Here is a 22719-nt window from a genome sequence, read left to right as displayed (position 1 = left end):
GGCCATGAAATCGACCATGAAATTTCGGGACGTCGCGCCGCGGCACTAGACGAGGGCGGGGCCGAACACCTAGATGCAGCCCATGTCCGGCAAGACCCTCTATGACAAGATCTGGGACGCCCACGTCGTCGACCAACAGGACGGCGAAGCGATCCTCTACATCGACCTGCACCTGATCCACGAGGTGACCACGCCGCAGGCCTTCGCCGGCCTTCGCGTCGCCCACCGCCCGGTGCGCCGGCCCGACCGCACGCTCGCGGTGGCCGACCACAACGTGCCGACCGAGGGCCAGGCGCTCGGCGTCGACAAGGTCGCCGACGAGGAGGCGCGCCTCCAGCTGCAGACGCTGGAGCGCAACGTCAAGGAGAACGGCATCGAGTTCTTTCCGATGGGCGACGTGCGCAACGGCATCGTCCATGTGGTCGGGCCCGAGCAGGGCCGCACCCAGCCGGGCATGACCATCGTCTGCGGCGACAGCCACACCTCGACGCACGGCGCCTTCGGGGCGCTGGCGCACGGCATCGGCACCTCCGAGGTCGAGCACGTCCTGGCCACCCAGACGCTGCGCGCCAAGAAGGCGAAGAACCTGCGCGTCACCGTCGAGGGCGAGCTTGCGCCCGGCGTCGGCGCCAAGGACATCGCTCTGGCCATCATCCGCGAGATCGGCACCGCCGGCGGCACGGGCTCGGTGATCGAGTACACCGGCTCCGCCATCCGCGGCCTGTCGATGGAAGGGCGCATGACGCTCTGCAACCTGACCATCGAGGCAGGCGCCCGCGCGGGCCTGGTGGCGCCGGACGAGAAGACCTTCGAGTACCTTCAGGGCCGCCCCGCGACGCCGAAGGGCGGCGCCTGGGAAATGGCGCTGGCCTACTGGAAGAGCTTCTTCTCCGATCCGGACGCCGTCTTCGACCGCGAGGTGACGATCGACGCCGCGACGATCGCGCCGCTGGTCACCTGGGGCACCAGCCCCGAGGACGTGATCGCCGTCACCGACCGGACGCCGGACCCCGCCGCGTTCGCCACGCCCGACAAGCGCGCCTCCGCCGAACGGGCGCTCGAGTACATGGGCCTCGCGGCCGGCCAGCCGATCACCGAGGCCAAGGTCGACGTGGTCTTCATCGGCTCGTGCACCAACAGCCGCATCGAGGATCTGCGCGCGGCCGCAGCCATCGTCGCCAAGGCCACCGAGGCGGGCCGCAAGGTCGCCCCCCACGTCCGCGCCATGGTCGTTCCGGGCTCGGGCCTGGTGAAGATCCAGGCCGAGGAAGAAGGCCTGGACGCGATCTTCACCGCCGCGGGCTTCGAATGGCGCGAGCCGGGCTGCTCCATGTGCCTGGGCATGAACCCCGACCGGCTGAAGCCCGGCGAGCGCAGCGCCTCGACCTCCAACCGCAACTTCGAAGGCCGTCAGGGCCGCGGCGGGCGAACCCACCTGATGAGCCCGGCGATGGCCGCCGCCGCCGCCATCGCCGGCCACATCGCCGACGTCCGGGATTTCCTCTGATGCAGCCCTTCACCCATATCGACGCCAAGGCCGCGCCGCTGCCGCTGGCCAACATCGACACCGACCAGATCATTCCCAAGCAGTTCCTCAAGACCGTGGAGCGCGAGGGGCTGAGCAAGGGGCTGTTCTACGACCTGCGCTTCGACGAGCAGGGCCGCGAGAAGCCCGACTTCGTGCTGAACCGGCCGGAGTACCAGGGCGCCGGCGTCCTGATCACCGGCGACAACTTCGGCTGCGGCTCGTCGCGGGAACATGCGCCTTGGGCGCTGATGGACTTCGGCGTCCGCTCGGTGATCGCCACCAGCTTCGCCGACATCTTCTACAACAACTGCTTCCAGAACGGCCTGCTGCCGGTGGTGCTGAAGGCCGACGAGGTCGAGGCGCTGATGGCGGAGGCCAAGGGCGGCAACCACGTGATGAGCGTGGACCTGGAGACCCAGACGGTCACCGCGCCCTCCGGCAAGACCTTCCGCTTCGAGATCGATCCGGTGCGCAAGGAGAAGATGCTGAAGGGCCTCGACGCCATCGGCGAGACCCTCCAGAAGGCCAAATCAATCGACACCTACGAGATGAAACGCGCGCTCGCCCAGCCCTGGCTCGAGGGCGCGTGAGCGTCATTGTCGCCGGGACCTTCCGCATTCCGCCGGAGAACTTCGCTGGCCTGAAGCCGCACCTGCAGACGGTGGTCGCCGAGACCCGCAAGGAAGACGGCTGCCTGACCTATTCCTACGCCCGCGACGTCGAAGATCCCGGCCTGATCCGCGTCTTCGAGCACTGGCGCGACCAGGCGGCGCTCGACGCCCACTTCCAGGCGCCGCACATGATCGCCTGGCAGAAGGTGCGCGTGGAGCACGGCTTCCACGACCGCCAGATCTGGAGCCATGACGTCACAGACGGGCGGGCGATCTAGCTCCTCCCCCGCTTCGCAGGGGAGGAGCGGATACTTCTGGGGTTTGCAGCGCCTTCGCCTTCGCCTAGGACGACCGCGCATTCCAATCGACCCCGGGGCCTTCCCATGACCGACCTGCTTCTCCTGCCTGGCGACGGCATCGGCCCGGAAGTGATCGCCGAGGTGCGCAAGGTGGCGGCCAAGCTCGCGCCGGACCTGGTGATCGACGAACGTCCGTTCGGCGGCTGCAGCTATGATCAGTTCGGCGCCCCGCTGACCGACGAGACCCTGGCCGCGGCCAAGGCGGCCAAGGCGGTGCTGATGGGCGCGGTCGGCGGTCCGAAGTGGGCCGGCGTGGCGCGCGACAAGCGCCCGGAGGCCGGACTGCTGGCCCTGCGCGCCGGGATGAACGTCTTCGCCAATCTTCGGCCCGCGCTCTGCTTCGCGCCCCTGGCCGACGCCTCGAGCCTGAAGCGCCATCTGGTCGAGGGCCTCGACCTGATGATCGTGCGCGAGCTGACCGGCGGCATCTACTTCGGCAGCCCGCGGTTCATCGAGGAGCTGCCCGAGGGCGGCAAGCGCGCCGTCGACACCCAGGTCTACACCACCGCGGAAATCGAGCGCGTCGCCCGCATCGCTTTCGAGCTCGCCCGCGGCCGGCGCAACAAGGTGACCAGCTGCGAAAAGTCCAACGTGATGGACAGCGGCCTGCTGTGGCGCGAGGTCGTGACCGACCTGCATAAGCGGGAGTTCGCCGACGTCGAGCTGGAGCACATGCTGGCCGACAACGCCGCCATGCAGCTGGTCCGCAGCCCCCGGCAGTTCGACGTCATCGTCACCGACAACCTGTTCGGCGACATCCTTTCGGACGAAGCCTCGCAGCTGACCGGCGGCCTCGGGCTCCTGCCCTCCGCGGCGCTCGGCGCGCCCGGCGCGCCCGGCCTCTACGAGCCGATCCACGGCTCGGCCCCCGACATCACCGGCAAGGGCGTCGCCAATCCTCTGGCCGCCATTCTCTCCTTCGAAATGGCGCTGCGCTGGTCGCTCGGCCGCGTGGACCTGGCCGACCGGCTCTACGCCGCCGTCGTCCGCGCCCTGGAGAACGGCGCCCGCACCCCGGACATCGGCGGAAAGCTGACCACCACGCAGATGGGCGAAGCGGTCATCGCGGAGCTCTAACGCTGCGGCCTACGGTCGCACCAAGTCCGATGAACACGCTAAGCGGCAATGCGCTGTTAACCGCGGTCTGGCTGGATGGTGCGGTTATACGGAGGCGCTGGGAAGTCAGGTGTCGCGCGAAGCGAACACGAGCGTGAGCTGTCGACCCTGCGCCAGGCGGGTCGGCTAGCTATGGGCCTGGATCCAGCCTCCCGCGCTCGTTTCAATCTGAAGGACGCGTCGGTCCTGCTGCTCGACGCCACGCCGCTCGGCATGTCGATCCTCGTGCAGATCGTCACCGGCCTGGGCGCGAAGAGCCTGCACCGCTGCGCCGACGGGGAATCCGCCCGGGCCGCCGTCGAGGGCAACCAGATCGACCTCGCCATCATCGACAGCATGGCGCCGACGGGCGAGGGCTATGACTTCGTCGAGTGGATGCGGCGCGAGGCCGGCGAGCCGAACTGCTACACGCCCGTCCTGATGACCACCTCGCACACCCCGCGCAGCCAGATCTCGCGGGCCCGTGACTGCGGGGCGAACATCATCATCAAGAAGCCCTTTCCGCCGATCACCGTGCTGGAGCGGATCATCTGGTCCTCGAAGGAGGGGCGGAAGTTCCTGTTCTCGGACACCTACGTCGGGCCGGACCGGCGCTTTCGCAACGTCGGCCCGCCGAAGGGCCAGAAGGGCCGCCGGCGCGAGGACTTCAGCGCCACGCCGCTGCCTCAGGGTCCCGGCGGCGCCGGGGCCAAGGAAGCCGACATCGAGGCGGGCGTCGACATCGACGTCGCCGAGATCGAAGGCGCACACGAACAGGACGGGAATTGATGACGACCGCCCGCTTCACCGTCCCCAAACAGCGCCTTGCGCAATTGCTCAAGGTCCCCGGCGGACTTCCCGTCTCGGAGGCGATCACCGCCGCCCAGGCCAACCTCGCCGTGCTGAAGCCGCAGTGCATCGGCGAGCTCGACGAATTGCTGGCCGCCGCCGAGAAGGTCTTCGCCGGCCTGGGCTCGACCTATGACGAAGCCGGCGTCGGCGCCCTCTACCAAACCGCCGTGCGCGGCATCGGCCTGGGCGACGTCTGCGGCGCAGGAAGCGTCGACGTGGCGCTGCACAGCCTGTGCGACCTGCTGGACCATCTGCAGACCCATCAGCGCTACGACCGCGAAGCCGTCGGCGTGCACCTGCGCGCCTGGAAGCTGCTGATCAGCACCGAGCTGCCGCCGGAAGGCGCCCAGGCGGTGCTGGCCGGGCTCAACAAGGTCAGCGCGCTCTACAGCAGCCCAAAGGCCGACGAGGCCTGACGCGCCGGCCCGTGGTAGATGGCGGGCCATGGCTGAGTACACCAACTACCATGCGCCCTATGTCGCGGCCTGGCGGCACCTGCTGTTCGAGCGCGCCAAGTGGGATCCACAGCAGCCGAGGACGGTCGTCGAGGTCGGCAGCTATGAAGGCTCGTCGGCCTGCTGGCTGATGACCGAGCTCTTGCGCGCGCCGGAGAGCCGCCTCTACTGCATCGACGTCTGGACCGGCGAGGACGGCGAGGCCCTGTTCCAGAAGTTCCAGGCCAATATCGCCGAGCTGCCGAACGCCGCCCAGGTCGAGACCCTGCGCGACTGGTCGCAGAACGCCCTGCGCGAGCTGATTCGCCGCAAGGTGAAGGCCGACCTGCCACCGTGCTGCGCGACCTCGTCACCGGCTTCGACCTGGTGAAGGTGGGCGGGCTGATGATCTGCGACGACTATCTGTGGGACGACCCGCGCTGGGGCGGCAACCGCACGCTCGGCCGGCCGAAAATCGCGCTCGACGCCTTCACGACCATCTATGCCGACAAGCTGCGGATGGTTCGCGGCCTGCCCAACGTCCAGGTCTATTTCCAGAAGACCGCCGACTGAGAGGCGTGGCCTTGCGGTCCAGCCGGAGCCTCGCCATCTCCCGGTTCTTGCGTCAGGGAGCTGAAACGCGTAACGGAGCGCTCCCCCAAAGAGATTGCGGAGATTTTGCGATGGGTTACCGGGTGGCCGTCGTCGGCGCCACGGGCAATGTGGGCCGCGAGATGCTGAACATCCTCGAGGAAGTCAATTTCCCCGTGGACAAGATTCATGCGATCGCCTCGCGCAAATCCATCGGCGTCCAGGTCTCTTTCGGCGACGCGATTATCAAGTGCGAGGACGTCGAACAGTTCGACTTCTCCACCGTCGACATCGTGTTGATGAGCGTCTCGGGCGCCTTTTCGAAGGAATGGTCGCCGAAGATCGGCGCCGCCGGCCCGATCGTCATCGACAATTCCTCGGCCTGGCGGATGGACCCGGACGTGCCGCTGGTCGTGCCGGAAGTGAACCCGGACGATGTCGAGTGGGCGAACCGCAAGAACATCATCGCCAACCCGAACTGCTCGACCGCCCAGCTGGTGGTGGCGCTGAAGCCGCTGCACGACCTCGCGCGCATCAAGCGCGTCGTCGTGGCGACCTATCAATCGGTCTCCGGCGCCGGCAAGGAAGGCATGGACGAGCTGTTCGACCAGACGAAGAACGTCTTCGTGCTGGGGGCGACGCCGCCCAAGAAGTTCCCCAAGCAGATCGCCTTCAACGTCATCCCCTTCATCGGAGCCTTCCGCGACGACGGCTACACCGACGAGGAAGCCAAGATGTGGCAGGAGACGCACAAGATGATCGATCCCGAGATCAAGCTCACGGTCACCTGCGTGCGCGTGCCGGTCATGGTCGGCCACTCGGAAGCGGTGAACATCGAGTTCCACGATCCGATCGACGAGGACGAGGCGCGCGACCTCCTGCGCGAATCGCCGGGCCTGATCGTCATCGATAAGCACGAGCCCACCGGCTACATGACGCCGAAGGAAGCCCAGGGCGAGTTCCCGGTCTTCGTCAGCCGCATCCGCAAGGATCCGACGGTCGAGAACGGCCTGTCGATGTGGGTGGTCGCCGATAACCTGCGCAAGGGCGCGGCGCTCAACGCCGTGCAGATCGCCCAGCTGCTCCACGAACGCGGCCTGATCCGCCACAAGGCCCTCGCCTAGCGCCATGACCTCGTCGTCGGCGCCGGGCGAATCCCGGCTGGCGACGGCGGCGGGGGTTGGCTGTTACTCGATCTGGGGGCTGCTTCCCCTGGTCTTCCAGCTCATCGGACGCCTGGGCGGCAGTCCGTGGGAAATCCTCGCGCACCGCACCGTCTGGGGCGCGCCCGCCGCCCTGGTCTTCGTCCTGCTGGCGCGCCAGGGTCGCGCGGCGATCGCCGTCTTCCGCGATGGGCGGACGCTGGCCTGGCTGGCGCTCGCCGCCGTGCTGATCGCGCTCAACTGGATCACCTTCATCTGGGCGGTGAACTCTGGCCGGGTGCTCGAAACCAGCCTCGGCTACTACATCCTGCCGCTGATCAACATGGCTGCAGGCGCCCTGATCTTCGGCGAACGGCTGGACCGGCAGGGACTGGTCGCGATCGGCCTCGCCGCCGCCGGCGTCGTGCTGCAGACCGTCGCCCTTGGCCATCTGCCGCTGGTCTCCCTGGTGCTGGCCGTCACCTTCGGCGGCTACGGAATCGTCAAGAAGCGGGTGAACGCCGAGGCCCAGGCCGGGATGCTGGTCGAATGCGTGCTGCTGGCGGTTCCGAGCGCGGTCTTCGTCCTCTGGCTGCAGGCGCACGGCCAAGGCCATTTCGGCCAGGGCCTGCCGCTGACCGCCCTGTTGGTCTCCTGCGGCCTGCTGACCGTGATCCCGCTGGTGCTGTTCGCCTGGGCCGCGCGGCGCATTCCGCTCTCGGCCATGGGCTTCCTGCAGTTCATCGCGCCGACCATGACCTTCTTTCTCGGCGTCCTGCAGGGCGAGGCCTTCAGCCCCCTGCGCGGCGCCTCGTTCGCGCTGATCTGGGCCGGGGTGGCGGTGTTCGCGCTGGGCGCCTGGCGCAAGAGCCGGCTGGTCCAGACCACGGTCGCGACTCAGAGCGCCGCGTAGACCGCCTCGATCAGCCGCTTCGGCCGCAGGTCGCCCATCAGCTGGGTGTCCTGCTTGTTCATCACATAGGCGCAGCCGATCCTGGTCTCCGGGTCGGCGACGGCGCAGGAGCCGCCCCAGCCGGAGTGGCCGAAGCTCTGCAGGGCCGGGCCCCAGGGCTTCTCGGTCTCGTTGCGCATGACCCCGGCGCCCCAGCTCATGACGAAGGGCAGGACGAGGTCCTGGCCGCGGATCCGCTCGCGCGCCATCTCGCCGATCAGGGCGGGCGAAAGGATCTCCGCGCCGTCGAGCCAGCCATCGTTCGCCAGAGCGCCCATCAGCCTGGCCAGGGACTCGGCGGTCGCGTGGCCGTTGGCGGACGGCAGCTCCATCCGTCGCCATTCGTCCTGGTTCCGGCCGGCTGGCGAAGACCAGGAGGTCATGAAGGCCGCGCGGGTGGGCGGGTTGTGCTCGCCGAAATCGGGCAGGGCGCTGGGCCGCTGCAGGTCGGCGACCCGGCCGAACTCGCTGTCGGGCAGGCCGATCCAGAGGTCCAGGCCGAACGGTTGGGCCAGGTCCTCGCGCAGCGCCGTCCCCATGGTGCGGCCTTCCACCCGGCGGAAGATCTCGCCGGCGATGTAGCCGAAGGTGATCGGGTGGTAGCCGCTGGCCGTGCCCGGCGGCCAGAGCGGCGCCATGGCCGCCAGCTGGGCGCAGATGGCGTCCCAGTCGAACCAGAGCGCCGGGTCCATCTTGTCGGGAAAGCCGCTCAGGCCCGCCTGGTGCGACAGCGCCTGTTCGACGGTGATCGCCGCCTTCCCGGCCTGGCCGAATTCCGGCCAGATCTCGGCGACCGGCTGGTCGTAGCTCAGTCGGCCGGCCTCGACAGACCGGGCGACCAGCACGGCGGCGAGCGCCTTGGTGGTGGAGAAGACCGGAGTCAGCGTGCGCTCGTCGAACGGCCTGGTCCGCGCGCGGTCCGCGTGCCCGGCCCACAGGTCGACCACGACCTCTCCCGCCTGAACCAGGGTGAAACGGGCGCCGAGCTCGAGCCCCTGCTCGAAGTTGTCGGCGAACACATCCTTGACGGCGGCGAAGCGCGGAGCCGCGAAACCGGCGATCTCGACCATGTCGGACGCCTAGACCATTCGCCGCCGAAGTGGAAGCCGGCCGACGCCGCCGGGAATGCGCGCTCAGACCGTCTCGCGCTGGCGAAAGCCGTCGCTGCCGTCGTCCTCGGCGGGCGTGCGCCGAACGGCGGTGACGCGCGACGCCGGCGGCCCGGAGGCGCAGGCCCGCTCCAGGTCGGACAGGGCCTGGGCCGCCCCGATCGCCAGGATCTCCACCGAGCCGTCGGCGCGATTGCGCGCCCAGCCGCTGAGGCCGAGCCTTTGCGCCGTCTCGACGGTCCACCAGCGATAGCCCACGCCCTGGACGCGGCCTTCGATGCGCAGGTTTGCGGCGGTGCGGATCATCGCGGCGGGATGCCGTGGATGAGGCGGCTCGGCAACCCCTCCAAGCGACTCGCGCCCGCGGACGCGGCCGGAGCCTGGTCTACAGCTCCTTGATGCGCACGTTCGCGGTCGGGTTCACCAGCTGCTCGGCCAGGGCCACGATCGGCAGGTCGACGACCCCCCACTCCAGAGCCACCTGAACCGTTTCGGCGGCGACGCGGGCTGCACGCTCGGCCGCGGCCCGCGGCGCCAGGCCCTCGATCAGGCCCGCGCCGAAGCTGGCGGTCACAAGGTCGCCGGTTCCGTTCGGCGCATGGGCGAGGCGCTGGTGGGTGAAGAGCACGGCCTCGTCGGCGTCGCAGTAGAGCAGGCCGATCTCGCCCTCGGCGCCTGACAGCGAGGTCACCAGGGCGCGGCGCCCAAGCGTGCGGCAGGCGGCGATGGCGCCCGCCACGTCAAGAATCGGCGCGCCGGCCAGGCGGCCGAGCTCCCACAGGTTGGGCGTGATCCAGTCGGCGAGCGGGACGAGACGCGTGGCGACCGCCTCGGCCACCTCCGGGTGGACATAGAGGCCCTTGGGATCGTCGCCCATGATCGGATCGACCAGCACGATCGGCGGCTTGGGCGCGGCGGCGCGGATCCGCTCCAGCAGGCTGGCGGCGATCTCGACCTGTTCGGGGATGGCGAAATAGCCGGCGATCACCAGGTCGACCTCGCCGAAGATGGCGTCGGCCTCGATGTCGGCGAGCATGCGGCGCAGGACGTCCGGCTCGGTGACGTCACCGGCGGCGCCTGTGGCGGGATTCCGACCGAAGAGCACTGTCGGCGCCAGGACCGGATCGATCCTGTGCGCCGCCAGCACATACTGTTGGGCGCCTCCGCCAATCCGGGAGGCCGCAACGAAGGAAGACAGGATGAGCGCCACGGGCATGGCGCCATGCCTTACAACCTACGCTCTAGTACCGGTAGTGGTCGGGCTTGAATGGGCCCTGCTGCGGGACGCCGATGTAGCTCGATTGCTCATCCGACATCACGGTCAGCTTCGCCCCGAGCTTCGAGAGGTGCAGCATCGCGACCTTTTCGTCGAGGTGCTTCGGCAGGGTATAGACTTTCGTCTCGTACTTCGTGTTGTGCTTCCACAGCTCGATCTGCGCCAGGGTCTGGTTGGTGAAGGAGGCGCTCATCACGAAGCTCGGGTGGCCCGTGGCGTTGCCCAGGTTCACCAGGCGGCCTTCCGACAGGATGATGATCTTCTTGCCGTCCGGGAACTCCACGTGGTGGACCTGATCCTTGATCTTGTCCCACTTGTAGTTTTTGAGGCCCGCGATCTGTATTTCGGAATCGAAGTGGCCGATGTTGCAGACGATGGCGTTGTTCTTCATCCGCCGCATGTGATCGACGGTGATGACGTCCTTGTTGCCGGTCGCGGTGACGAAGATGTCGGCCTTGCCGCAGGCGTCGTCGAGGGTGTTGACCTCATAGCCTTCCATCGCCGCCTGAAGGGCGCAGATCGGGTCGATCTCGGTGACCACGACGCGCGCGCCGCCGCTGCGCAGCGAGGCCGCCGAGCCCTTGCCGACGTCGCCATAGCCGCAGACCACCGCCACCTTGCCGGCCAGCATGACGTCGGTCGCCCGGCGGATGCCGTCCACCAGGCTCTCGCGGCAGCCATAGAGGTTGTCGAACTTCGACTTGGTGACGCTGTCGTTGACGTTGATCGCCGGGAACGGCAGCTCGCCGCGCTCGTGCATCTGATAGAGGCGGTGAACGCCCGTCGTCGTCTCTTCCGAGACGCCCTTGATGGCGTCGCGGATCGCCGAATAGAAGCCCGGCTTTTCCTTCAGGTAGCGCTTCATCACGGTGAAGAGCGCCTCTTCCTCCTCATTGCCCGGATGGGCGAGCACCGAGGGGTCCTTCTCGGCCTTGGGACCCAGGACGCAGAGCAGGGTGGCGTCGCCGCCGTCGTCGAGGATCAGGTTCGGATAGCCGCCGTCGGACCATTCGAAAATCTTGTGGGCGTACTCCCAGTACTCGATCAGGTTCTCGCCCTTGATCGCGAAGACCGGCGTGCCCTTGGCGGCGATCGCCGCAGCGGCATGGTCCTGGGTGGAGAAGATGTTGCACGACGCCCAGCGGACGTCGGCGCCCAGCGCCTGCAGCGTCTCGATCAGCACGCCGGTCTGGATGGTCATGTGCAGCGAGCCGGCGATCCGGGCGCCCTTCAGCGGCTGCTCCTTGCCGAACTCCTCGCGCACCGCCATCAGGCCGGGCATCTCGGTCTCGGCGATCTCGAGCTCTTTGCGGCCCCAGTCGGCCAGGGCGATGTCCTTCACGACATAGTCGGTCATGTCTTGTCCTTGCGCGGGCGCAGAGCGCGTCAGGCGAAGGCCGGCTTCGCCGCGCGATGCGCTCTGGATTTCTGACTCAGAGCTTTCCGCTGGTCGGAAAGGCTCCGGGGCTCATCGCGGCTCTATACCGGCCGCCGCCCATAGCAGCAAGGATCATATAAGGAAGTCTTTATGTGATTCTTCGCCGGCCAGCGCACGACGGCCGCAAGTGGACGCCGGTTGCGGCGTCCGTCATGCTCTACGATATTGAAAATACACAGCAAAGATGGGCGGGCGCAGAAACGCCCGCCCGATTGGGAAGCCCGGAACCGTGAGCATCCCCGAGTCCGAAGTTCGCATGCGCCGGCGGCGGGCTCCGGCGAACTTCAGATCCGGCGCACGAAATCAGAGGCTGCTGTACCTGGCCCGGTCGGCCAGCTGGCTCTCGATCATGGCCGCCGCCGAAATCAGGGTGTCGGTCGGATGGTCGGCGCAATAGCGGTCCACCCAACGGCTTACGGTCGGCTGATCGACCTTGGAAAGAATATCGGCGCCATCCTTGCCGCTGCGCGACAGCCAGCCCAGCACCCAGTTGAGCAGAAGCGCCTTGTCGAAGTCGTCGTAGGATTCCTGCATGGGCCAGGCGGCGCAACTCGCCTCCCCCATCCATCTGGCGTGGCTCGGCGCGGCTTGGGCGTTCGCCGTAGCGAGCGCCAGGCCAAACGCGATCATCAAGGCCATTTTCATGCGGCCCTCCCGTGGCTCTTGCGTTTCCTCCGGCTCCATCGCGTGGAGCTCTGGCTCTTTTAACGCCGCCGCGTACGGCCGCGCTGAGTTAAGAAGGGGTTAAAAGTTACGGACTGGCAACATAATTTCATGGTGAACGCAAACAGCGTCACCGGAGCCGGCGACCGGGCCTGATCAGATGTCGATGCAGAGCTTGCCGAAGCGCTGTCCCGCCTGAAGAAAGCGGAACGCCTCGGCCAGCTCCTCGAGGGGGAAGGTCCGGTCGATCACGGGCTTCAAGCCGTTCGCCTCGATGGCGCGGACCATGTCGATCTGGTCCCGGCGGCTGCCGACGGTCACGCCTTGCAGGCGCAACCGCTTCGCCTGGACGATGGCGAAGGGAATGGTGTCGATATCGAAGCCGGCCACCGCACCGATGATCGCCACATGCCCACCGGTCCTGGCGGCGATCAGCGACTGCCGCAGCGTGTTCGGGCCGCCGACCTCGACGACATGGTCGACGCCAAGGCCGTCCGTCAGCGCCAGCACCGTCTCGCCCCAGGCCTCCACCTCGCGATGGTTGATCACGTGGTCGGCGCCGAGCGCCTTGAGGCGTTCGAGCTTCTCGTCGCTGGAGGAGGTGGCGATGACGGTCGCGCCTGCGGCCTTGGCGAACTGCAAGGCAAAGAGCGAGACGCCGCCGGCGCCCTGAACCAGCACCCGGTCGCCCGGCTTCACCGCGCCGTTGGTCACCACCGCGCGCCATGCGGTGACTCCGGCGCAGGTCAGCGTCGCGCTTTCAGCATGGGTCAGGCCTTTCGGCGCCCGGGTGAAGTGGGTCGCCGGGCGCGTGGCGTACTCGCAGGCGAAACCGTCGGCCGGGCCGCCGGGGCTGCTGACCAGCTGGGAGCGCTCCATATGACCGTCCAGCCACGCGGGGTGAAAGGTGCTGACGATCGCGTCGCCGGGCGCGAAGTCCGTCACGCCGTCGCCGACCTCGACCACCTCGCCGGCCCCGTCCGACAGGGGGATGAGGCCGTCCGCAGATGGGAAGACGCCGGTCGCCACCAGGCCATCCCGGAAATTCAGCGAGGCGGCGCGGACGCGCACCCTGATCTCGCCCCGCCCTGGCGCGGGCGCGTCAGCCTCATCGAGACGAAGCGTGTCCAAGCTGGCTGGGCGCCCGATCCGCATCACCTTCATGAGCCGGTCAACCTTCCATCACGCGCCTTGAACGTCCCGTCTCTGCTGCGCGAGGCCGGCGCCATTGTCCAGGGAAACGCACCGCGGGTCCGGGTTGCGGCGCGGCGGCGGTTCAGCGCCAGAAGGGATCGACCTCGGCGAACCGGTCGAGGGCCTTGGCGGCGCGGGCGATGCGGCGCGGCTTTTCGACCGAGGCGCGCCCAACCTGTTCGCCGCCCGCGAAGGCCGCCTCGGCGCTGAGGCCGAGACCTCCGAGCAAGGTCTCCGCCGTGGCCAGGTCGTTGAGCCCGCCGAGCTCGTCCTGCACCTCCTTGAGCGCCTTGACGAAGCGGGTCGTCGCCTTGCGCCCGAACAGGCCGTGGAAGCCCTCGGCCGCATAGCGCAGCTTCTTGGCGTCGATGCGCACCTGGTGCCGTTCGGCGTCGTCCTGCCGCTTGAGGTCCCGGCCGTCTTTGAGAAGCTTGCGGCGGCGGGTCTGCAGCGACGCCTGGGCGAAGGGCTTGGCGGCTTCGCCCGAGGGGGGTTGCGACAGCCAGTCTCCGGTCTCCACCCAGCCGGTCACCTCGATCAGCAGGTCGCGGAATCGCGCCGAGCCGACCGCCTGCTCGACGTCGGCGGCGGCGTGTTCGCGAGCCGCCTGGATGGCCGCCGCCAGCGCGATCAGTCCGGGGTCAGACGGCTCGGCCTTGACGGCCGGCGCCAGCAGCTCCTCGGCGAAGACGTCGAGGTTGCGGGCCTCGTCGCAGGCCTTGGCCAGCCAGCGCAGCTCGTCCTTGATCCGGTCGTAGTCCTGGTCCTCCACCACCTCGCGGAAGGTGGAGAGCGCGCTGCGCAGCGTGCGGGCTGCGACCCGCAGCTGGTGTACGGCCTCGGCGTCGGGCCGCTCGCGGAGCAGCTCTGAATTGGCGGCGATCGACGTCAGCGTGCTGCGGCCGATCGCCTGGAAAACCTCTGCGAGCGTGGCGTCCTCACCGATCTCCGGCCGCGCGCGGCGATGGGCGTGCAGCGGACAGTCGGCGACGAGCGCCTGGCCGCGCTGGGACTTGCTGGCGAAGGAAAGGTAGATCGGGGCGGCTTGGCTGAGTTCGCGGGCGAGTTGGAACAGGGCGGCCGGCTCTCCCGACTTGAGCTCGAGCTCGACCTCGCTGATCGGGCTCACGCGCTTGCCGCCGCGCACCTCGCCCTGGTCCAAGGCCAGCTCGATCTCCGCCCCGGCGAAACGCACCAGCCGCTGGCGGCGGGTCACACGCACATGAAAGGCCGGTTTCAGCTCGCCGCGAGCGCCGTGCGGCAAGAGCTGCGGCAGCGGCCCCAGGCTCGGATCCGGAGCGTCGGTGGCGATCGGCGTTTCATGTTCTTCGCGCGCCAAGCCATCCCCGCGCTTCACGGTCTGCATCCGCTGGCCCTTGCTCTCGCGAACGCGAAGCGAGGCGCCGGCCTTCTGCAGGTCGAGGTCCGGGGTGTCGAAATAGACGCTGATCAGCTCCCGGCAGTCGTCGTCGCCCTCCGGCGCCGCGGCGAGCACGCGGCCGAGATCCTCCGGCGCGCACAGGAACTTGAGCTCGATCTCTTCGGGATGCGGCATCGTCACACTCTCCGCCCGCGCCAATCTACACCCGGCCGCTGCTCCTGGCATGCGCGATATCAACTTTTGGAGCCGGCGAGGGTCGCCGGGGCGCGGCGCGGCGGTTGCCGCGGACGGCGTTGGCGTATAGGTGCGAGGGGAATTTTGTCCGCAATGTCTGAGGAGCCGGCATGAACGCGCCTGTCCTGCCCGCGACTGTCCTGCCTGCGAGCGGGATCGATTACGCCCAGCCGCGCCACGACTGGACGCTGGAAGAGGTGGAGGCGCTGTTCGAGCTGCCGTTCACCGAGCTGGTGTTCCGCGCCGCCGACGTGCACCGGCGCTGGTTCGATCCGACCGAGGTGCAGCTGTCGCAGCTTCTGTCGGTGAAGACCGGCGGCTGCGCGGAGAACTGTGGCTATTGCAGCCAGTCGGCCCATTTCAAGACCGGAACGCCCGCCTCCAAGCTGATGGAGGCCGAGACGGTCATCGCGGCGGCGAAGCAGGCCAAGGAAGGCGGCGCCCAGCGCTTCTGCATGGGCGCGGCCTGGCGCGACCTGAAGGACCGCGACCTGCCCCAACTCGCCGCCATGATCTCCGGCGTGAAGGAACTCGGGCTCGAGACCTGCGCCACGCTCGGCATGCTGAAGCCGGAGCAGGCCAGGGCGCTGAAGGACGCCGGCCTCGACTACTACAACCACAACCTCGACACCGGGCCGGAGTATTACGACAAGGTCGTCACCACCCGCACCTACCAGGACCGGCTCGACACCCTGGAAGCCGTCCGCGACGCCGGCCTTTCGACCTGCTGCGGCGGCATCGTCGGCATGGGCGAGACCCGCCGCGACCGCGCCGGCCTGCTCCAGCAACTCGCTAGCCTGCCGGCCCATCCGGACAGCCTGCCCGTCAACGACCTGATGCCCATTCCCGGCACGCCGCTGGGCGACGCCAGCCCGATCGACGGGCTGGAGTTCGTCCGGATGATCGCCGTCGCCCGCATGGTCTGCCCGAAGTCCGTGGTCCGCCTCTCGGCCGGCCGCGAGCACATGTCGCGGGAGCTGCAGGCGCTCTGCTTCCTGGCCGGCGCCAACTCGATCTTCGTCGGCGGCAAGCTGCTGACCACCTCGAACCCCGACCAGGACACCGACGCCGCCCTGCTGGCCGACCTGAAGATGCGGCCGATGACGATGAAGACGGCCTGATAGGCCGCAACGCCCCCTCCGTCTCGCTGCGCGAGCCACCTCCCCTGCTACGCGGTGGAGGATCTGGGCCGAAGATGCTCCACCGCTTGCGGGGGAGCTCCCGCGAAGCGGGTGAGGGGGCGTTCGGCGCCCGCTCCGCGAAATGAAAGTCGTGTCTGGCTAACCCACCACCACCGTCCGGATCGCGCCGGTGAGCTGTTCCAGGTCCGCATCCGTCACCACGAACGGCGGCGTCAGGTAGATCAGATTCAGCATCGGCCGGATCCAGACGCCGGCTTCGGCGAAGCGTTGCGACAGCGCGCCGACCGCCACCGGCGTGGCGAACTCCACCACGCCAATCGCGCCCTTCACCCGGACGTCGACCACGCCCGTCGCTGTCCGGCAGGGCTCCAGTCCCTTACGCAGGCCGGCTTCGATGCGGGCCACGTCGGCGCGCCAGCTTCCGGTCTCGAACAGGTCGAGCGAGGCGTTGGCCGCAGCGCAGGCGAGCGGATTGGCCATGTAGGTTGGCCCGTGCATCAGGGCCGCGCCCGGATCGTCCGACCAGAAGGCCTCGAACACGCGGGCGCTGGCGATCGCCGCCGAGAGCGGCAGGGTGCCGCCGGTCAGCGCCTTCGACAGGGTGACGATGTCGGGGACGACGCCCGAACCTTCGCAGGCGAAGAGGTCTCCGGTGCGCCCGAAGCCGGTGAAGATCTCGTCGAAGATCAGCAGCATGTCGTGGTCGTCGGCCACGCGCCGCAGGGTGCGCAGCACCTCGTCGTCGTGGAAGAACATGCCGCCGGCGCCCTGGACCCGCGGCTCGACGACGATGGCGGCGATCTCCTGGGCGTTCTCGGCGAGATAGGCGCGAAGCCCTGCCTCCGAGGCCGCGTCGGTCGGCAGGGCGACCACGTGCTGGGCCGGCATGACGCCGGCGAAGAGGCTGTGCATCCCCTCCTCCGGGTCGCAGATCGTCATCGTGGCCAGGGTGTCGCCATGATAGCCGCCGAGGAAGGACAGGAACCGGGTGCGGCCCGAGACGCCGCGGTTGATCCAGTACTGCAGCGCCATCTTCATCGCGATCTCGACCGAGACCGAACCGGATTCGGCGAAGAAGACGTGGTCGAGGTCGCCGGGCAGCAGGGCCGCCAGCCGGCGGGCCAGCCGATAGGCCGGCTCGTGCGCCAGGCCGCCGAACATCACGTGAGGCGCGCGCGCCAGCTGGTCGGCCACCGCGTCACGAATATGCGGATGATTGTAACCGTGACAGGCGGTCCACCAGCTGGCGATGCCGTCCACCAGCTCGCGCCCGTCCTCCAGGATCAGCCGCGACCCGTCCGTCCGCGCGACCGCCAGGGGCGCAGGCGCGGTCTTCATCTGGCAGTAGGGTCGCCAGACATGAGGGGCGCCCTCGACCAACCAGTTGGGGGCTTCGGACATGGCCGTGCTCCGTTCACGTTTCGGCGGCGGGTCTTTCGCATGGCCGCAAGGTCGGGCATAGCGCCCGCGTGACCGACACCCTCACCGCCTTCGCCCAGGGCAAGATCGACCAGCTCGCCGCGGCGAGCCTGCTGCGCACCATCCAGCCCACCCGGCGGATGGCCGGCGTCCTCGTGGAGCGCGGCGGCCGAACCCTCGTCTCCTTTTCCTGCAACGACTACCTCGGCCTGTCCCACCACCCCGAGGTCAAGGCCGCCGCCATGGCCGCCGTCGAGACCTATGGGACCGGAGCGGGCGCCTCGCGGCTGGTCACCGGCGACCATCCGCTGTTTTCAGAGCTGGAGGCCCGGCTCGCGACGCTGAAGGGGACCGAGGCCGCCTGCATCTTCGGCTCCGGCTATCTGGCCAACACCGGCATCATCCCGACCTTTGTCGGGCCGGGCGACCTGATCCTGGTCGACGAGCTGGCGCACGCCTGCATCTGGACCGGGGCCAAGCTGTCCCAGGCCGAGGTGGTCGTGTTCCGCCACAACGATGTCGCCGATCTCGCCGCCAAGCTGGCCGAGGGCCGCACGGGCGCGCCCAAGGCCCTGGTCGCCACCGACGGCGTCTTCTCGATGGACGGCGACATCGCCCCGCTGGACGAGATCAGCCGCGTCTGCCGCGACCACGACGCCTGGCTGCTGGTGGACGACGCCCACGGGCTGGGGGTGGTCGGCGACGGCAGCGGCACGGCCCGGATGTTCCCCGACGCCCGGGTCGACCTGCAGATGGGCACGCTGTCGAAGGCGATCGGCGGCTACGGGGCCTATGTCTGCGCGACCCAGCCGGTGATCGACTTCATCAAGACCCGCACGCGGACGGTGGTCTATTCGACGGGCCTGCCGCCGGCCAACGCCGCAGCCGCCATCGCCGCCCTCGACGTCATGGCGCGCGAGCCTGAGCGGATCGCCGCCCCGATCGCCCGGGCGCGGCGGCTCACCACCGCGCTGAACCTGCCGCCGGCCGAGAGCGCGGTCGTGCCGATCATCCTCGGCGAGGCCGAGACCGCGCTGGCCGCCGCGCGCGACCTGGAGACCAAGGGCCTGCTCGTCGTGCCGATCCGCCCGCCGACGGTGCCGGCCGGCACGGCGCGGCTTAGACTCGCCTTCTCCTCCGAGCACACGGACGAACAGATCGACCAGCTGGTGGAGGCGGTGCGGCCGTGGCTGCCGCGCTGAGCTCCACCGCCCTGTTCGTCGCGGGCGCCCACACCGACGTCGGCAAGACCCATGTGGCCTGCGCCCTGATCCGCGCCGCCCGCGCCCGCAACCTGACCTGCGACGCCTTCAAGCCGGTGCTCAGCGGCTTCGACCCCGCCCGCTGGCGGGAGAGCGACGCCGGCCGGTTGATCGAGGCGCTCGGCCGCGAGGAGGCCGACCTCGACGCCGTCTCGCCGCTCCGCTTCTCGGCGCCACTGGCCCCGCCGGTCGCCGCGCGGCGCGAGGGCCAGAGGCTGGCAAAGTCCGCCCTGCTCGCCCGCTGCCGCACCTGGCTGGCCGCCAGCCCCGCGCAGCTGAAGCTGTTGGAGGGCGCCGGCGGGCTGATGTCGCCGATCGCGGAGGACGGCACGGCGCTGGACCTGCCGGAATACCTCTCCCTGCCCTCGATCCTCGTCGGCGGCGCCTATCTGGGCGCGGTCAGCCACGTGCTGACGGCGCTGGAGGTGATGCGGGCGCGTCACCTGCGGGTCATCGCGCTGGTGATAAGCGAGGACGCCAGCCCCGAAGCGCCGAGCTTCGACGACACGGTGGCGATGGTGCGGAAGTTCGCCGGCCCGGTTCCGGTCGTGTCGGTGCGCCGCGACGACGAACGTCCTTGGGCCGAGGCCTTGCTGCAGCTGGTCCTGGCATAGACCGCCGCGCCTCCCTACCTTCACCACTCGATCCGAGGGGGACGCGTGCAGCCGATCATCACTATCGAGGGCCTGGCCAAGACCTATGCGGGCGGGTTCCAGGCGCTGAAGGGCGTCGATCTGGAGATCCGCCAGGGCGAGATCTTCGCCCTGCTGGGTCCGAACGGCGCCGGCAAGACCACGTTGATCGGCATAGTTTGCGGTCTCGTCCGGCCCACAGCCGGCCGGGTGATTGCAGATGGCCACGACATCAAGAAGGACTTCCGCGCCGCGCGCGCGAAGATCGGCCTGGTGCCGCAGGAGCTGGCGACGGACGCCTTCGAGAGCGTCTGGAACACCGTCTCCTTTTCACGCGGCCTGTTCGGCAAGGCGCCGAACCCGGCCCACATCGAGAAGGTGCTGCGGGACCTGTCGCTCTGGGACAAGAAGGACGCCCAGCTTCGCGCCCTGTCCGGCGGCATGAAGCGCCGGGTGATGATCGCCAAGGCGCTGAGCCACGAGCCGCGCATCCTCTTCCTCGACGAGCCCACCGCCGGGGTCGATGTCGAGCTGCGCCGCGACATGTGGGAAATGGTCCGCAAGCTGCGCGAAAGCGGCGTCACCATCATCCTGACCACCCACTACATCGAGGAGGCCGAGGAGATGGCCGACCGCATCGGCGTCATCTCCCGGGGCGGGCTGATCCTGGTCGAGGAGAAGGTCGCCCTGATGCGCAAGCTCGGCAAGAAGCAGCTGACCCTGCAGCTGCAGGAGCCCCTGACCGCCCTCCCCGCGGGCCTTGACGCCTACCAGCTGGCCCTGGCCAGCGGTGGCGCCGAGCTGGTCTTCACCTTCGACGCTCAGGCCGAACACACCGGCATCGCCGAGCTGCTGCGCGAGCTGTCCAAGCGCGGGGTCGACTTCAAGGACCTGCAGACCAGCCAGAGTTCGCTGGAAGAAATCTTCGTCAGCCTGGTGAGGAGCCGCGCATGAACCTGCACGCCGTCGCGGCCATCTATAAATTCGAGATGGCGCGGACCTTCCGCACCCTGGTCCAGTCGATCGCGGCGCCCGTGATCACCACCTCGCTCTATTTCATCGTCTTCGGGGCGGCGATCGGCAAGCGCATGGCCAGCGTCGACGGGGTCCCCTACGGGGCCTTCATCGTGCCGGGCCTGATCATGCTGTCGATCCTGACCGAGAGCATCTCCAACGGCTCGTTCGGCATCTACATGCCGAAATTCGCCGGCACCATCTACGAGGTGCTGTCCGCGCCGATCTCGACGGTCGAGATCCTGGCCGGCTACGTCGGCGCGGCGGCGTCGAAGTCGGTGATGCTGGGGACAGTCATCCTGATCACCGCCCGGCTGTTCGTGCCCTTCGAGATCGCCCATCCGGTCTGGATGGCGGCCTTCCTGCTGCTGACCTCGGTGACCTTCAGCCTGTTCGGCTTCATCATCGGCATCTGGGCGGACGGCTTCGAGAAGCTGTCGATCATCCCCATGCTGGTGATCACGCCCCTGACCTTCCTGGGCGGCAGCTTCTATTCGATCAAGATGCTGCCGGAGATCTGGCAGACGATCGCCCTCTTCAATCCGGTGGTCTACCTGATCAGCGGCTTCCGCTGGGCCTTCTTCGGCGTCTCGGACGTCGGGGTGGGCTTGAGCCTGGCGGCCACCGCCGGCTTCATGCTGGTCTGCGTCCTCGCCGTCGCCCGGATCTTCGCCACCGGCTGGAAGCTCAGGACCTAGGCCGCAACAGAGCTAGGTCCGGGGCTTGCGCTTCAGCGCGACGTAGAGCGCCCCCTCGCCGCCGTGGCGGCGGTGGGCTTCGGAAATGCCCGCGACGATCGGCGCCAGGTGGGGCGCCGCCAACCACTCCGGCGTCTGGCGGCGCAGGATCCCGTCGCCCTGCACCCCTTTGCCGGTGATAACCAGCACCGAGCGGAACCCCTCGTCCCAGGCGCGGTGCAGGAAGGCTTCGAGGACGGCCCGGGCGCGGGCCTGGTCGTAGCCGTGCAGGTCGAGCCGGGCGGCGATCGGATCACGCTCGCGGGCGATGCGGTGGCGGCGGTTGGGTTCGATCCCGTCGATCGCTTCGCGAGGCTGTGACTTCGCCGGACGCTTCGACGGGGTCTTCGCGGGCGGCGGGATGCAGGCTGGCGTCTCGACCGCCGCTTCCGCGGCCGTCGGTCGCGGGATCGGCGTCGCTCGCCCCGGCATGGGATGGACGGTGCCGGCGACCAGGCTCCAGATCCTCAGCTCCTCCGCCTTCAGGGGCCGCTTCACGGCGCAGCCTGCCGCGGCGACAGCCGATAGAGGCGCAGCGTATGGCGCACCCGGCCGGCCTCGGCGCCGGCGTCCGGCCCCTCGCCGAGATAGAGGTCGGCGCGGACCTGGCCCAGGATCGCCCCGCCGGTGTCCAAGGCGACGGCGAGCCGGCGGTAGGCGGGGAAGGCGCCCTTGAGCAGCGGCGCCTCGGCGTCCACCCACAGGAGCTCGCCCATGGCGTGCTGCGTCCGGTCGACGGCGACAGCGCGGCCGGCGGGCAGCGGGACGTTGGCGGCGCCCACCGGCGGGCGACCGTCGTCGGGCGCGAGGCGGAAAAAGGCGTAGCGCGGATTGAGCTGCATCAGCGCCTGGGCCTCGGGACCGCGGTGAGCGGCGAGCCAGGCGTGGATCGCCTCGCCGGAGGTGTTGTCGGCCGCCAGCAGGCCGCGGTCGCGCATGATGTTGGCGATCCCGACAAAGGGGCGGCCGTTGTTGGCGGCGTAGAGCGCCTTCATCCGCCGGCCGTCCTCGAAGACCAGGGCGCCAGACCCCTGGATCTGCAGGAAGAAAAGGTCCTCCGGCCGAAGCCAGGCGAGCGGGGCCGCGGGGGCGGCGGCTTCGATGTTGGCGCGGTCGGGATAGGGCAGCAGCGGACCTGAGCCAGGGTCGATCGCCGCCCCGGGCCGGCCGGCCTGGGCCGGGTCGAACAGGCCGGCGTCGACGACCTTCAGATCGGTCGGCGCGCTGCGCAGGGGCGCGCTGAACTCGGCGTCGGGCGCACGGCGCGCCGCATAGATCGGCGCGTAATAGCCGGTGAGCACGCCCTCGCCCGGCAGCGCCTCGGCGACAAAGCGGGTCTCGAAGAAGTCGCGCGCGGCCGGCTCGTCCAGCGGGGCCAGCGCGCGGGCGCTGCGGCAGACGCGGGCGAGATCGACGTCGCGCGACGTCGCGCAGGTCTCGCGGAAGGCCGCGAAGGCCTGGGCGTGGTCGTCAGCCAGCCACCCCGGCAAGGCGGACAGCGGCAGAATGCGCTCGGGGGCCGCCGGCGGGGCGGACGGCGCCGGCTCCGGCGGAAACGGGGACGGCCCGGGTTGGGGGCGCGGCGGCGCGGTCGCGCAGGCGGCGAGGCTCAGGACGGCGAGCGCCGACGCAACCAGGCGCAGCCTCACGGGAG

The 22719-nt window shown here is 69.3% G+C and carries 25 protein-coding genes; 15 read left to right on the top strand and 10 right to left on the bottom strand.

Features of this window, described 5'->3' with window-relative positions; genetic code table 11:
• Positions 1–82: 82 nt before the first annotated feature.
• The 10 genes from leuC to rarD all read left to right on the top strand — a co-directional run bounded on the left by leuC (position 83) and on the right by rarD (position 7525).
• Entirely contained in the window at positions 83–1507 is a 1425-nt protein-coding gene (leuC, locus tag ACSQ2B_RS16580) for a 3-isopropylmalate dehydratase large subunit (RefSeq protein ID WP_436051524.1), read from the top strand.
• Positions 1507–2118: a 3-isopropylmalate dehydratase small subunit gene (gene leuD, locus ACSQ2B_RS16575; RefSeq protein ID WP_436051523.1), complete on the top strand. Its 612-nt coding sequence runs from the start codon at positions 1507–1509 to the stop codon at positions 2116–2118. Before leuC ends, leuD begins: the two co-directional genes overlap by 1 nt.
• Positions 2115–2417, top strand: coding sequence for a putative quinol monooxygenase (locus ACSQ2B_RS16570; protein ID WP_436051521.1), 303 nt, complete (start codon positions 2115–2117; stop codon positions 2415–2417). The genes leuD and ACSQ2B_RS16570 overlap by 4 nt, the downstream gene beginning before the upstream one ends.
• Positions 2418–2522: 105 nt before the next feature.
• Positions 2523–3575, top strand: coding sequence for a 3-isopropylmalate dehydrogenase (leuB, locus tag ACSQ2B_RS16565; RefSeq protein WP_436051519.1), 1053 nt, complete (start codon positions 2523–2525; stop codon positions 3573–3575).
• A gap of 171 nt (positions 3576–3746) precedes the next feature.
• Complete coding sequence (locus tag ACSQ2B_RS16560; protein WP_436051518.1) at positions 3747–4382, top strand: response regulator; 636 nt, start codon at positions 3747–3749, stop codon at positions 4380–4382.
• On the top strand, positions 4382–4861 hold the full coding sequence (locus ACSQ2B_RS16555; RefSeq protein WP_436051516.1) for a hypothetical protein: 480 nt from the start codon (positions 4382–4384) through the stop codon (positions 4859–4861). The genes ACSQ2B_RS16560 and ACSQ2B_RS16555 overlap by 1 nt, the downstream gene beginning before the upstream one ends.
• Positions 4862–4889: 28 nt before the next feature.
• Positions 4890–5270 carry a class I SAM-dependent methyltransferase gene (locus ACSQ2B_RS16550; RefSeq protein ID WP_436051515.1) on the top strand — a complete coding sequence of 127 codons (381 nt, stop codon included), beginning with the start codon at positions 4890–4892 and terminating at the stop codon, positions 5268–5270.
• Complete coding sequence (locus tag ACSQ2B_RS16545; RefSeq protein WP_436051513.1) at positions 5234–5452, top strand: hypothetical protein; 219 nt, start codon at positions 5234–5236, stop codon at positions 5450–5452. The genes ACSQ2B_RS16550 and ACSQ2B_RS16545 overlap by 37 nt, the downstream gene beginning before the upstream one ends.
• A 110-nt stretch (positions 5453–5562) precedes the next feature.
• Positions 5563–6594 (top strand): aspartate-semialdehyde dehydrogenase, encoded by a 1032-nt coding sequence (locus tag ACSQ2B_RS16540; RefSeq protein WP_436051511.1) that lies wholly within the window; start codon positions 5563–5565, stop codon positions 6592–6594.
• A gap of 4 nt (positions 6595–6598) precedes the next feature.
• On the top strand, positions 6599–7525 hold the full coding sequence (rarD, locus tag ACSQ2B_RS16535; RefSeq protein WP_436051510.1) for an EamA family transporter RarD: 927 nt from the start codon (positions 6599–6601) through the stop codon (positions 7523–7525).
• On the opposite strand, the gene ACSQ2B_RS16530 is transcribed toward rarD, so the two are convergent.
• The 7 genes from ACSQ2B_RS16530 to ACSQ2B_RS16500 all read right to left on the bottom strand — a co-directional run bounded on the left by ACSQ2B_RS16530 (position 7510) and on the right by ACSQ2B_RS16500 (position 14799).
• The gene (locus tag ACSQ2B_RS16530) at positions 7510–8634 is read right to left on the bottom strand and encodes a serine hydrolase domain-containing protein (protein ID WP_436051509.1); all 1125 of its coding nucleotides are present in this window, start codon (positions 8632–8634) and stop codon (positions 7510–7512) included. The two genes, rarD and ACSQ2B_RS16530, sit on opposite strands and share 16 nt — an antisense overlap.
• Before the next feature lie 63 nt (positions 8635–8697).
• A complete protein-coding gene (locus tag ACSQ2B_RS16525) occupies positions 8698–8979 on the bottom strand; it encodes an acylphosphatase (RefSeq protein ID WP_436051507.1) in 282 nt (93 codons plus the stop codon).
• Between the two features lie 79 nt (positions 8980–9058).
• The gene (locus tag ACSQ2B_RS16520; RefSeq protein WP_436051506.1) at positions 9059–9889 is read right to left on the bottom strand and encodes a PfkB family carbohydrate kinase; all 831 of its coding nucleotides are present in this window, start codon (positions 9887–9889) and stop codon (positions 9059–9061) included.
• 25 nt (positions 9890–9914) lie between these two features.
• Entirely contained in the window at positions 9915–11306 is a 1392-nt protein-coding gene (gene ahcY, locus ACSQ2B_RS16515) for an adenosylhomocysteinase (RefSeq protein WP_436051505.1), read from the bottom strand.
• A 384-nt stretch (positions 11307–11690) separates the two neighbouring features.
• Positions 11691–12032 carry a hypothetical protein gene (locus tag ACSQ2B_RS16510; RefSeq protein WP_436051504.1) on the bottom strand — a complete coding sequence of 114 codons (342 nt, stop codon included), beginning with the start codon at positions 12030–12032 and terminating at the stop codon, positions 11691–11693.
• Positions 12033–12206: 174 nt separating this feature from the next.
• A complete protein-coding gene (locus tag ACSQ2B_RS16505; RefSeq protein WP_436052590.1) occupies positions 12207–13205 on the bottom strand; it encodes a zinc-dependent alcohol dehydrogenase family protein in 999 nt (332 codons plus the stop codon).
• Positions 13206–13326: 121 nt separating this feature from the next.
• A complete protein-coding gene (locus tag ACSQ2B_RS16500; protein ID WP_436051503.1) occupies positions 13327–14799 on the bottom strand; it encodes a CHAD domain-containing protein in 1473 nt (490 codons plus the stop codon).
• A gap of 170 nt (positions 14800–14969) precedes the next feature.
• Between ACSQ2B_RS16500 and bioB the strand changes: the two genes are divergently transcribed.
• Positions 14970–15980, top strand: coding sequence for a biotin synthase BioB (bioB, locus tag ACSQ2B_RS16495; protein WP_436051501.1), 1011 nt, complete (start codon positions 14970–14972; stop codon positions 15978–15980).
• A 159-nt stretch (positions 15981–16139) separates the two neighbouring features.
• Here the strand turns inward: bioB and ACSQ2B_RS16490 are convergent, their stop codons facing one another.
• Positions 16140–17402: an adenosylmethionine--8-amino-7-oxononanoate transaminase gene (locus tag ACSQ2B_RS16490; RefSeq protein ID WP_436051500.1), complete on the bottom strand. Its 1263-nt coding sequence runs from the start codon at positions 17400–17402 to the stop codon at positions 16140–16142.
• A gap of 68 nt (positions 17403–17470) precedes the next feature.
• Between ACSQ2B_RS16490 and bioF the strand changes: the two genes are divergently transcribed.
• The 4 genes from bioF to ACSQ2B_RS16470 are packed head-to-tail and all read left to right on the top strand — an operon-like array spanning position 17471 to position 21026.
• Entirely contained in the window at positions 17471–18622 is a 1152-nt protein-coding gene (bioF, locus tag ACSQ2B_RS16485) for an 8-amino-7-oxononanoate synthase (protein WP_436051499.1), read from the top strand.
• Positions 18607–19296 carry a dethiobiotin synthase gene (gene bioD, locus ACSQ2B_RS16480; protein ID WP_436051497.1) on the top strand — a complete coding sequence of 230 codons (690 nt, stop codon included), beginning with the start codon at positions 18607–18609 and terminating at the stop codon, positions 19294–19296. Before bioF ends, bioD begins: the two co-directional genes overlap by 16 nt.
• A gap of 30 nt (positions 19297–19326) precedes the next feature.
• Complete coding sequence (locus tag ACSQ2B_RS16475) at positions 19327–20268, top strand: ABC transporter ATP-binding protein (protein ID WP_436052589.1); 942 nt, start codon at positions 19327–19329, stop codon at positions 20266–20268.
• Positions 20265–21026 (top strand): ABC transporter permease, encoded by a 762-nt coding sequence (locus ACSQ2B_RS16470; RefSeq protein WP_436051495.1) that lies wholly within the window; start codon positions 20265–20267, stop codon positions 21024–21026. Before ACSQ2B_RS16475 ends, ACSQ2B_RS16470 begins: the two co-directional genes overlap by 4 nt.
• Positions 21027–21038: 12 nt before the next feature.
• On the opposite strand, the gene ACSQ2B_RS16465 is transcribed toward ACSQ2B_RS16470, so the two are convergent.
• Both ACSQ2B_RS16465 and ACSQ2B_RS16460 read right to left on the bottom strand, forming a co-directional pair.
• The gene (locus ACSQ2B_RS16465; RefSeq protein ID WP_436051493.1) at positions 21039–21563 is read right to left on the bottom strand and encodes a Smr/MutS family protein; all 525 of its coding nucleotides are present in this window, start codon (positions 21561–21563) and stop codon (positions 21039–21041) included.
• Entirely contained in the window at positions 21560–22714 is a 1155-nt protein-coding gene (locus tag ACSQ2B_RS16460) for an MltA domain-containing protein (RefSeq protein ID WP_436051492.1), read from the bottom strand. Before ACSQ2B_RS16460 ends, ACSQ2B_RS16465 begins: the two co-directional genes overlap by 4 nt.
• Positions 22715–22719 lie beyond the last annotated feature (5 nt).

It is taken from the genome of Phenylobacterium sp. LjRoot225 (assembly GCF_964252855.1).
In the GTDB taxonomy this organism is placed as follows: domain Bacteria; phylum Pseudomonadota; class Alphaproteobacteria; order Caulobacterales; family Caulobacteraceae; genus Phenylobacterium.
Note: the sequence above shows the minus strand (reverse complement) of the source record. Positions and strands in the feature narration are given on the sequence as shown.

What these genes read in the sequence shown, in the direction of transcription:
- leuD (WP_436051523.1), top strand. Translation starts at nt 1,507, where the DNA reads ATGCAGCCCTTCACCCATATCGACGCCAAGGCCGCGCCGCTGCCGCTG.
- ACSQ2B_RS16525 (WP_436051507.1), bottom strand. Translation starts at nt 8,979, where the DNA reads ATGATCCGCACCGCCGCAAACCTGCGCATCGAAGGCCGCGTCCAGGGC.
- leuB (WP_436051519.1), top strand. Translation starts at nt 2,523, where the DNA reads ATGACCGACCTGCTTCTCCTGCCTGGCGACGGCATCGGCCCGGAAGTG.
- ACSQ2B_RS16555 (WP_436051516.1), top strand. Translation starts at nt 4,382, where the DNA reads ATGACGACCGCCCGCTTCACCGTCCCCAAACAGCGCCTTGCGCAATTG.
- leuC (WP_436051524.1), top strand. Translation starts at nt 83, where the DNA reads ATGTCCGGCAAGACCCTCTATGACAAGATCTGGGACGCCCACGTCGTC.
- ACSQ2B_RS16560 (WP_436051518.1), top strand. Translation starts at nt 3,747, where the DNA reads ATGGGCCTGGATCCAGCCTCCCGCGCTCGTTTCAATCTGAAGGACGCG.
- ACSQ2B_RS16520 (WP_436051506.1), bottom strand. Translation starts at nt 9,889, where the DNA reads ATGCCCGTGGCGCTCATCCTGTCTTCCTTCGTTGCGGCCTCCCGGATT.
- rarD (WP_436051510.1), top strand. Translation starts at nt 6,599, where the DNA reads ATGACCTCGTCGTCGGCGCCGGGCGAATCCCGGCTGGCGACGGCGGCG.
- ahcY (WP_436051505.1), bottom strand. Translation starts at nt 11,306, where the DNA reads ATGACCGACTATGTCGTGAAGGACATCGCCCTGGCCGACTGGGGCCGC.
- ACSQ2B_RS16490 (WP_436051500.1), bottom strand. Translation starts at nt 17,402, where the DNA reads ATGTCCGAAGCCCCCAACTGGTTGGTCGAGGGCGCCCCTCATGTCTGG.
- ACSQ2B_RS16470 (WP_436051495.1), top strand. Translation starts at nt 20,265, where the DNA reads ATGAACCTGCACGCCGTCGCGGCCATCTATAAATTCGAGATGGCGCGG.
- ACSQ2B_RS16530 (WP_436051509.1), bottom strand. Translation starts at nt 8,634, where the DNA reads ATGGTCGAGATCGCCGGTTTCGCGGCTCCGCGCTTCGCCGCCGTCAAG.
- ACSQ2B_RS16550 (WP_436051515.1), top strand. Translation starts at nt 4,890, where the DNA reads ATGGCTGAGTACACCAACTACCATGCGCCCTATGTCGCGGCCTGGCGG.
- ACSQ2B_RS16505 (WP_436052590.1), bottom strand. Translation starts at nt 13,205, where the DNA reads ATGCGGATCGGGCGCCCAGCCAGCTTGGACACGCTTCGTCTCGATGAG.
- bioB (WP_436051501.1), top strand. Translation starts at nt 14,970, where the DNA reads ATGAACGCGCCTGTCCTGCCCGCGACTGTCCTGCCTGCGAGCGGGATC.
- ACSQ2B_RS16500 (WP_436051503.1), bottom strand. Translation starts at nt 14,799, where the DNA reads ATGCCGCATCCCGAAGAGATCGAGCTCAAGTTCCTGTGCGCGCCGGAG.
- ACSQ2B_RS16510 (WP_436051504.1), bottom strand. Translation starts at nt 12,032, where the DNA reads ATGAAAATGGCCTTGATGATCGCGTTTGGCCTGGCGCTCGCTACGGCG.
- ACSQ2B_RS16540 (WP_436051511.1), top strand. Translation starts at nt 5,563, where the DNA reads ATGGGTTACCGGGTGGCCGTCGTCGGCGCCACGGGCAATGTGGGCCGC.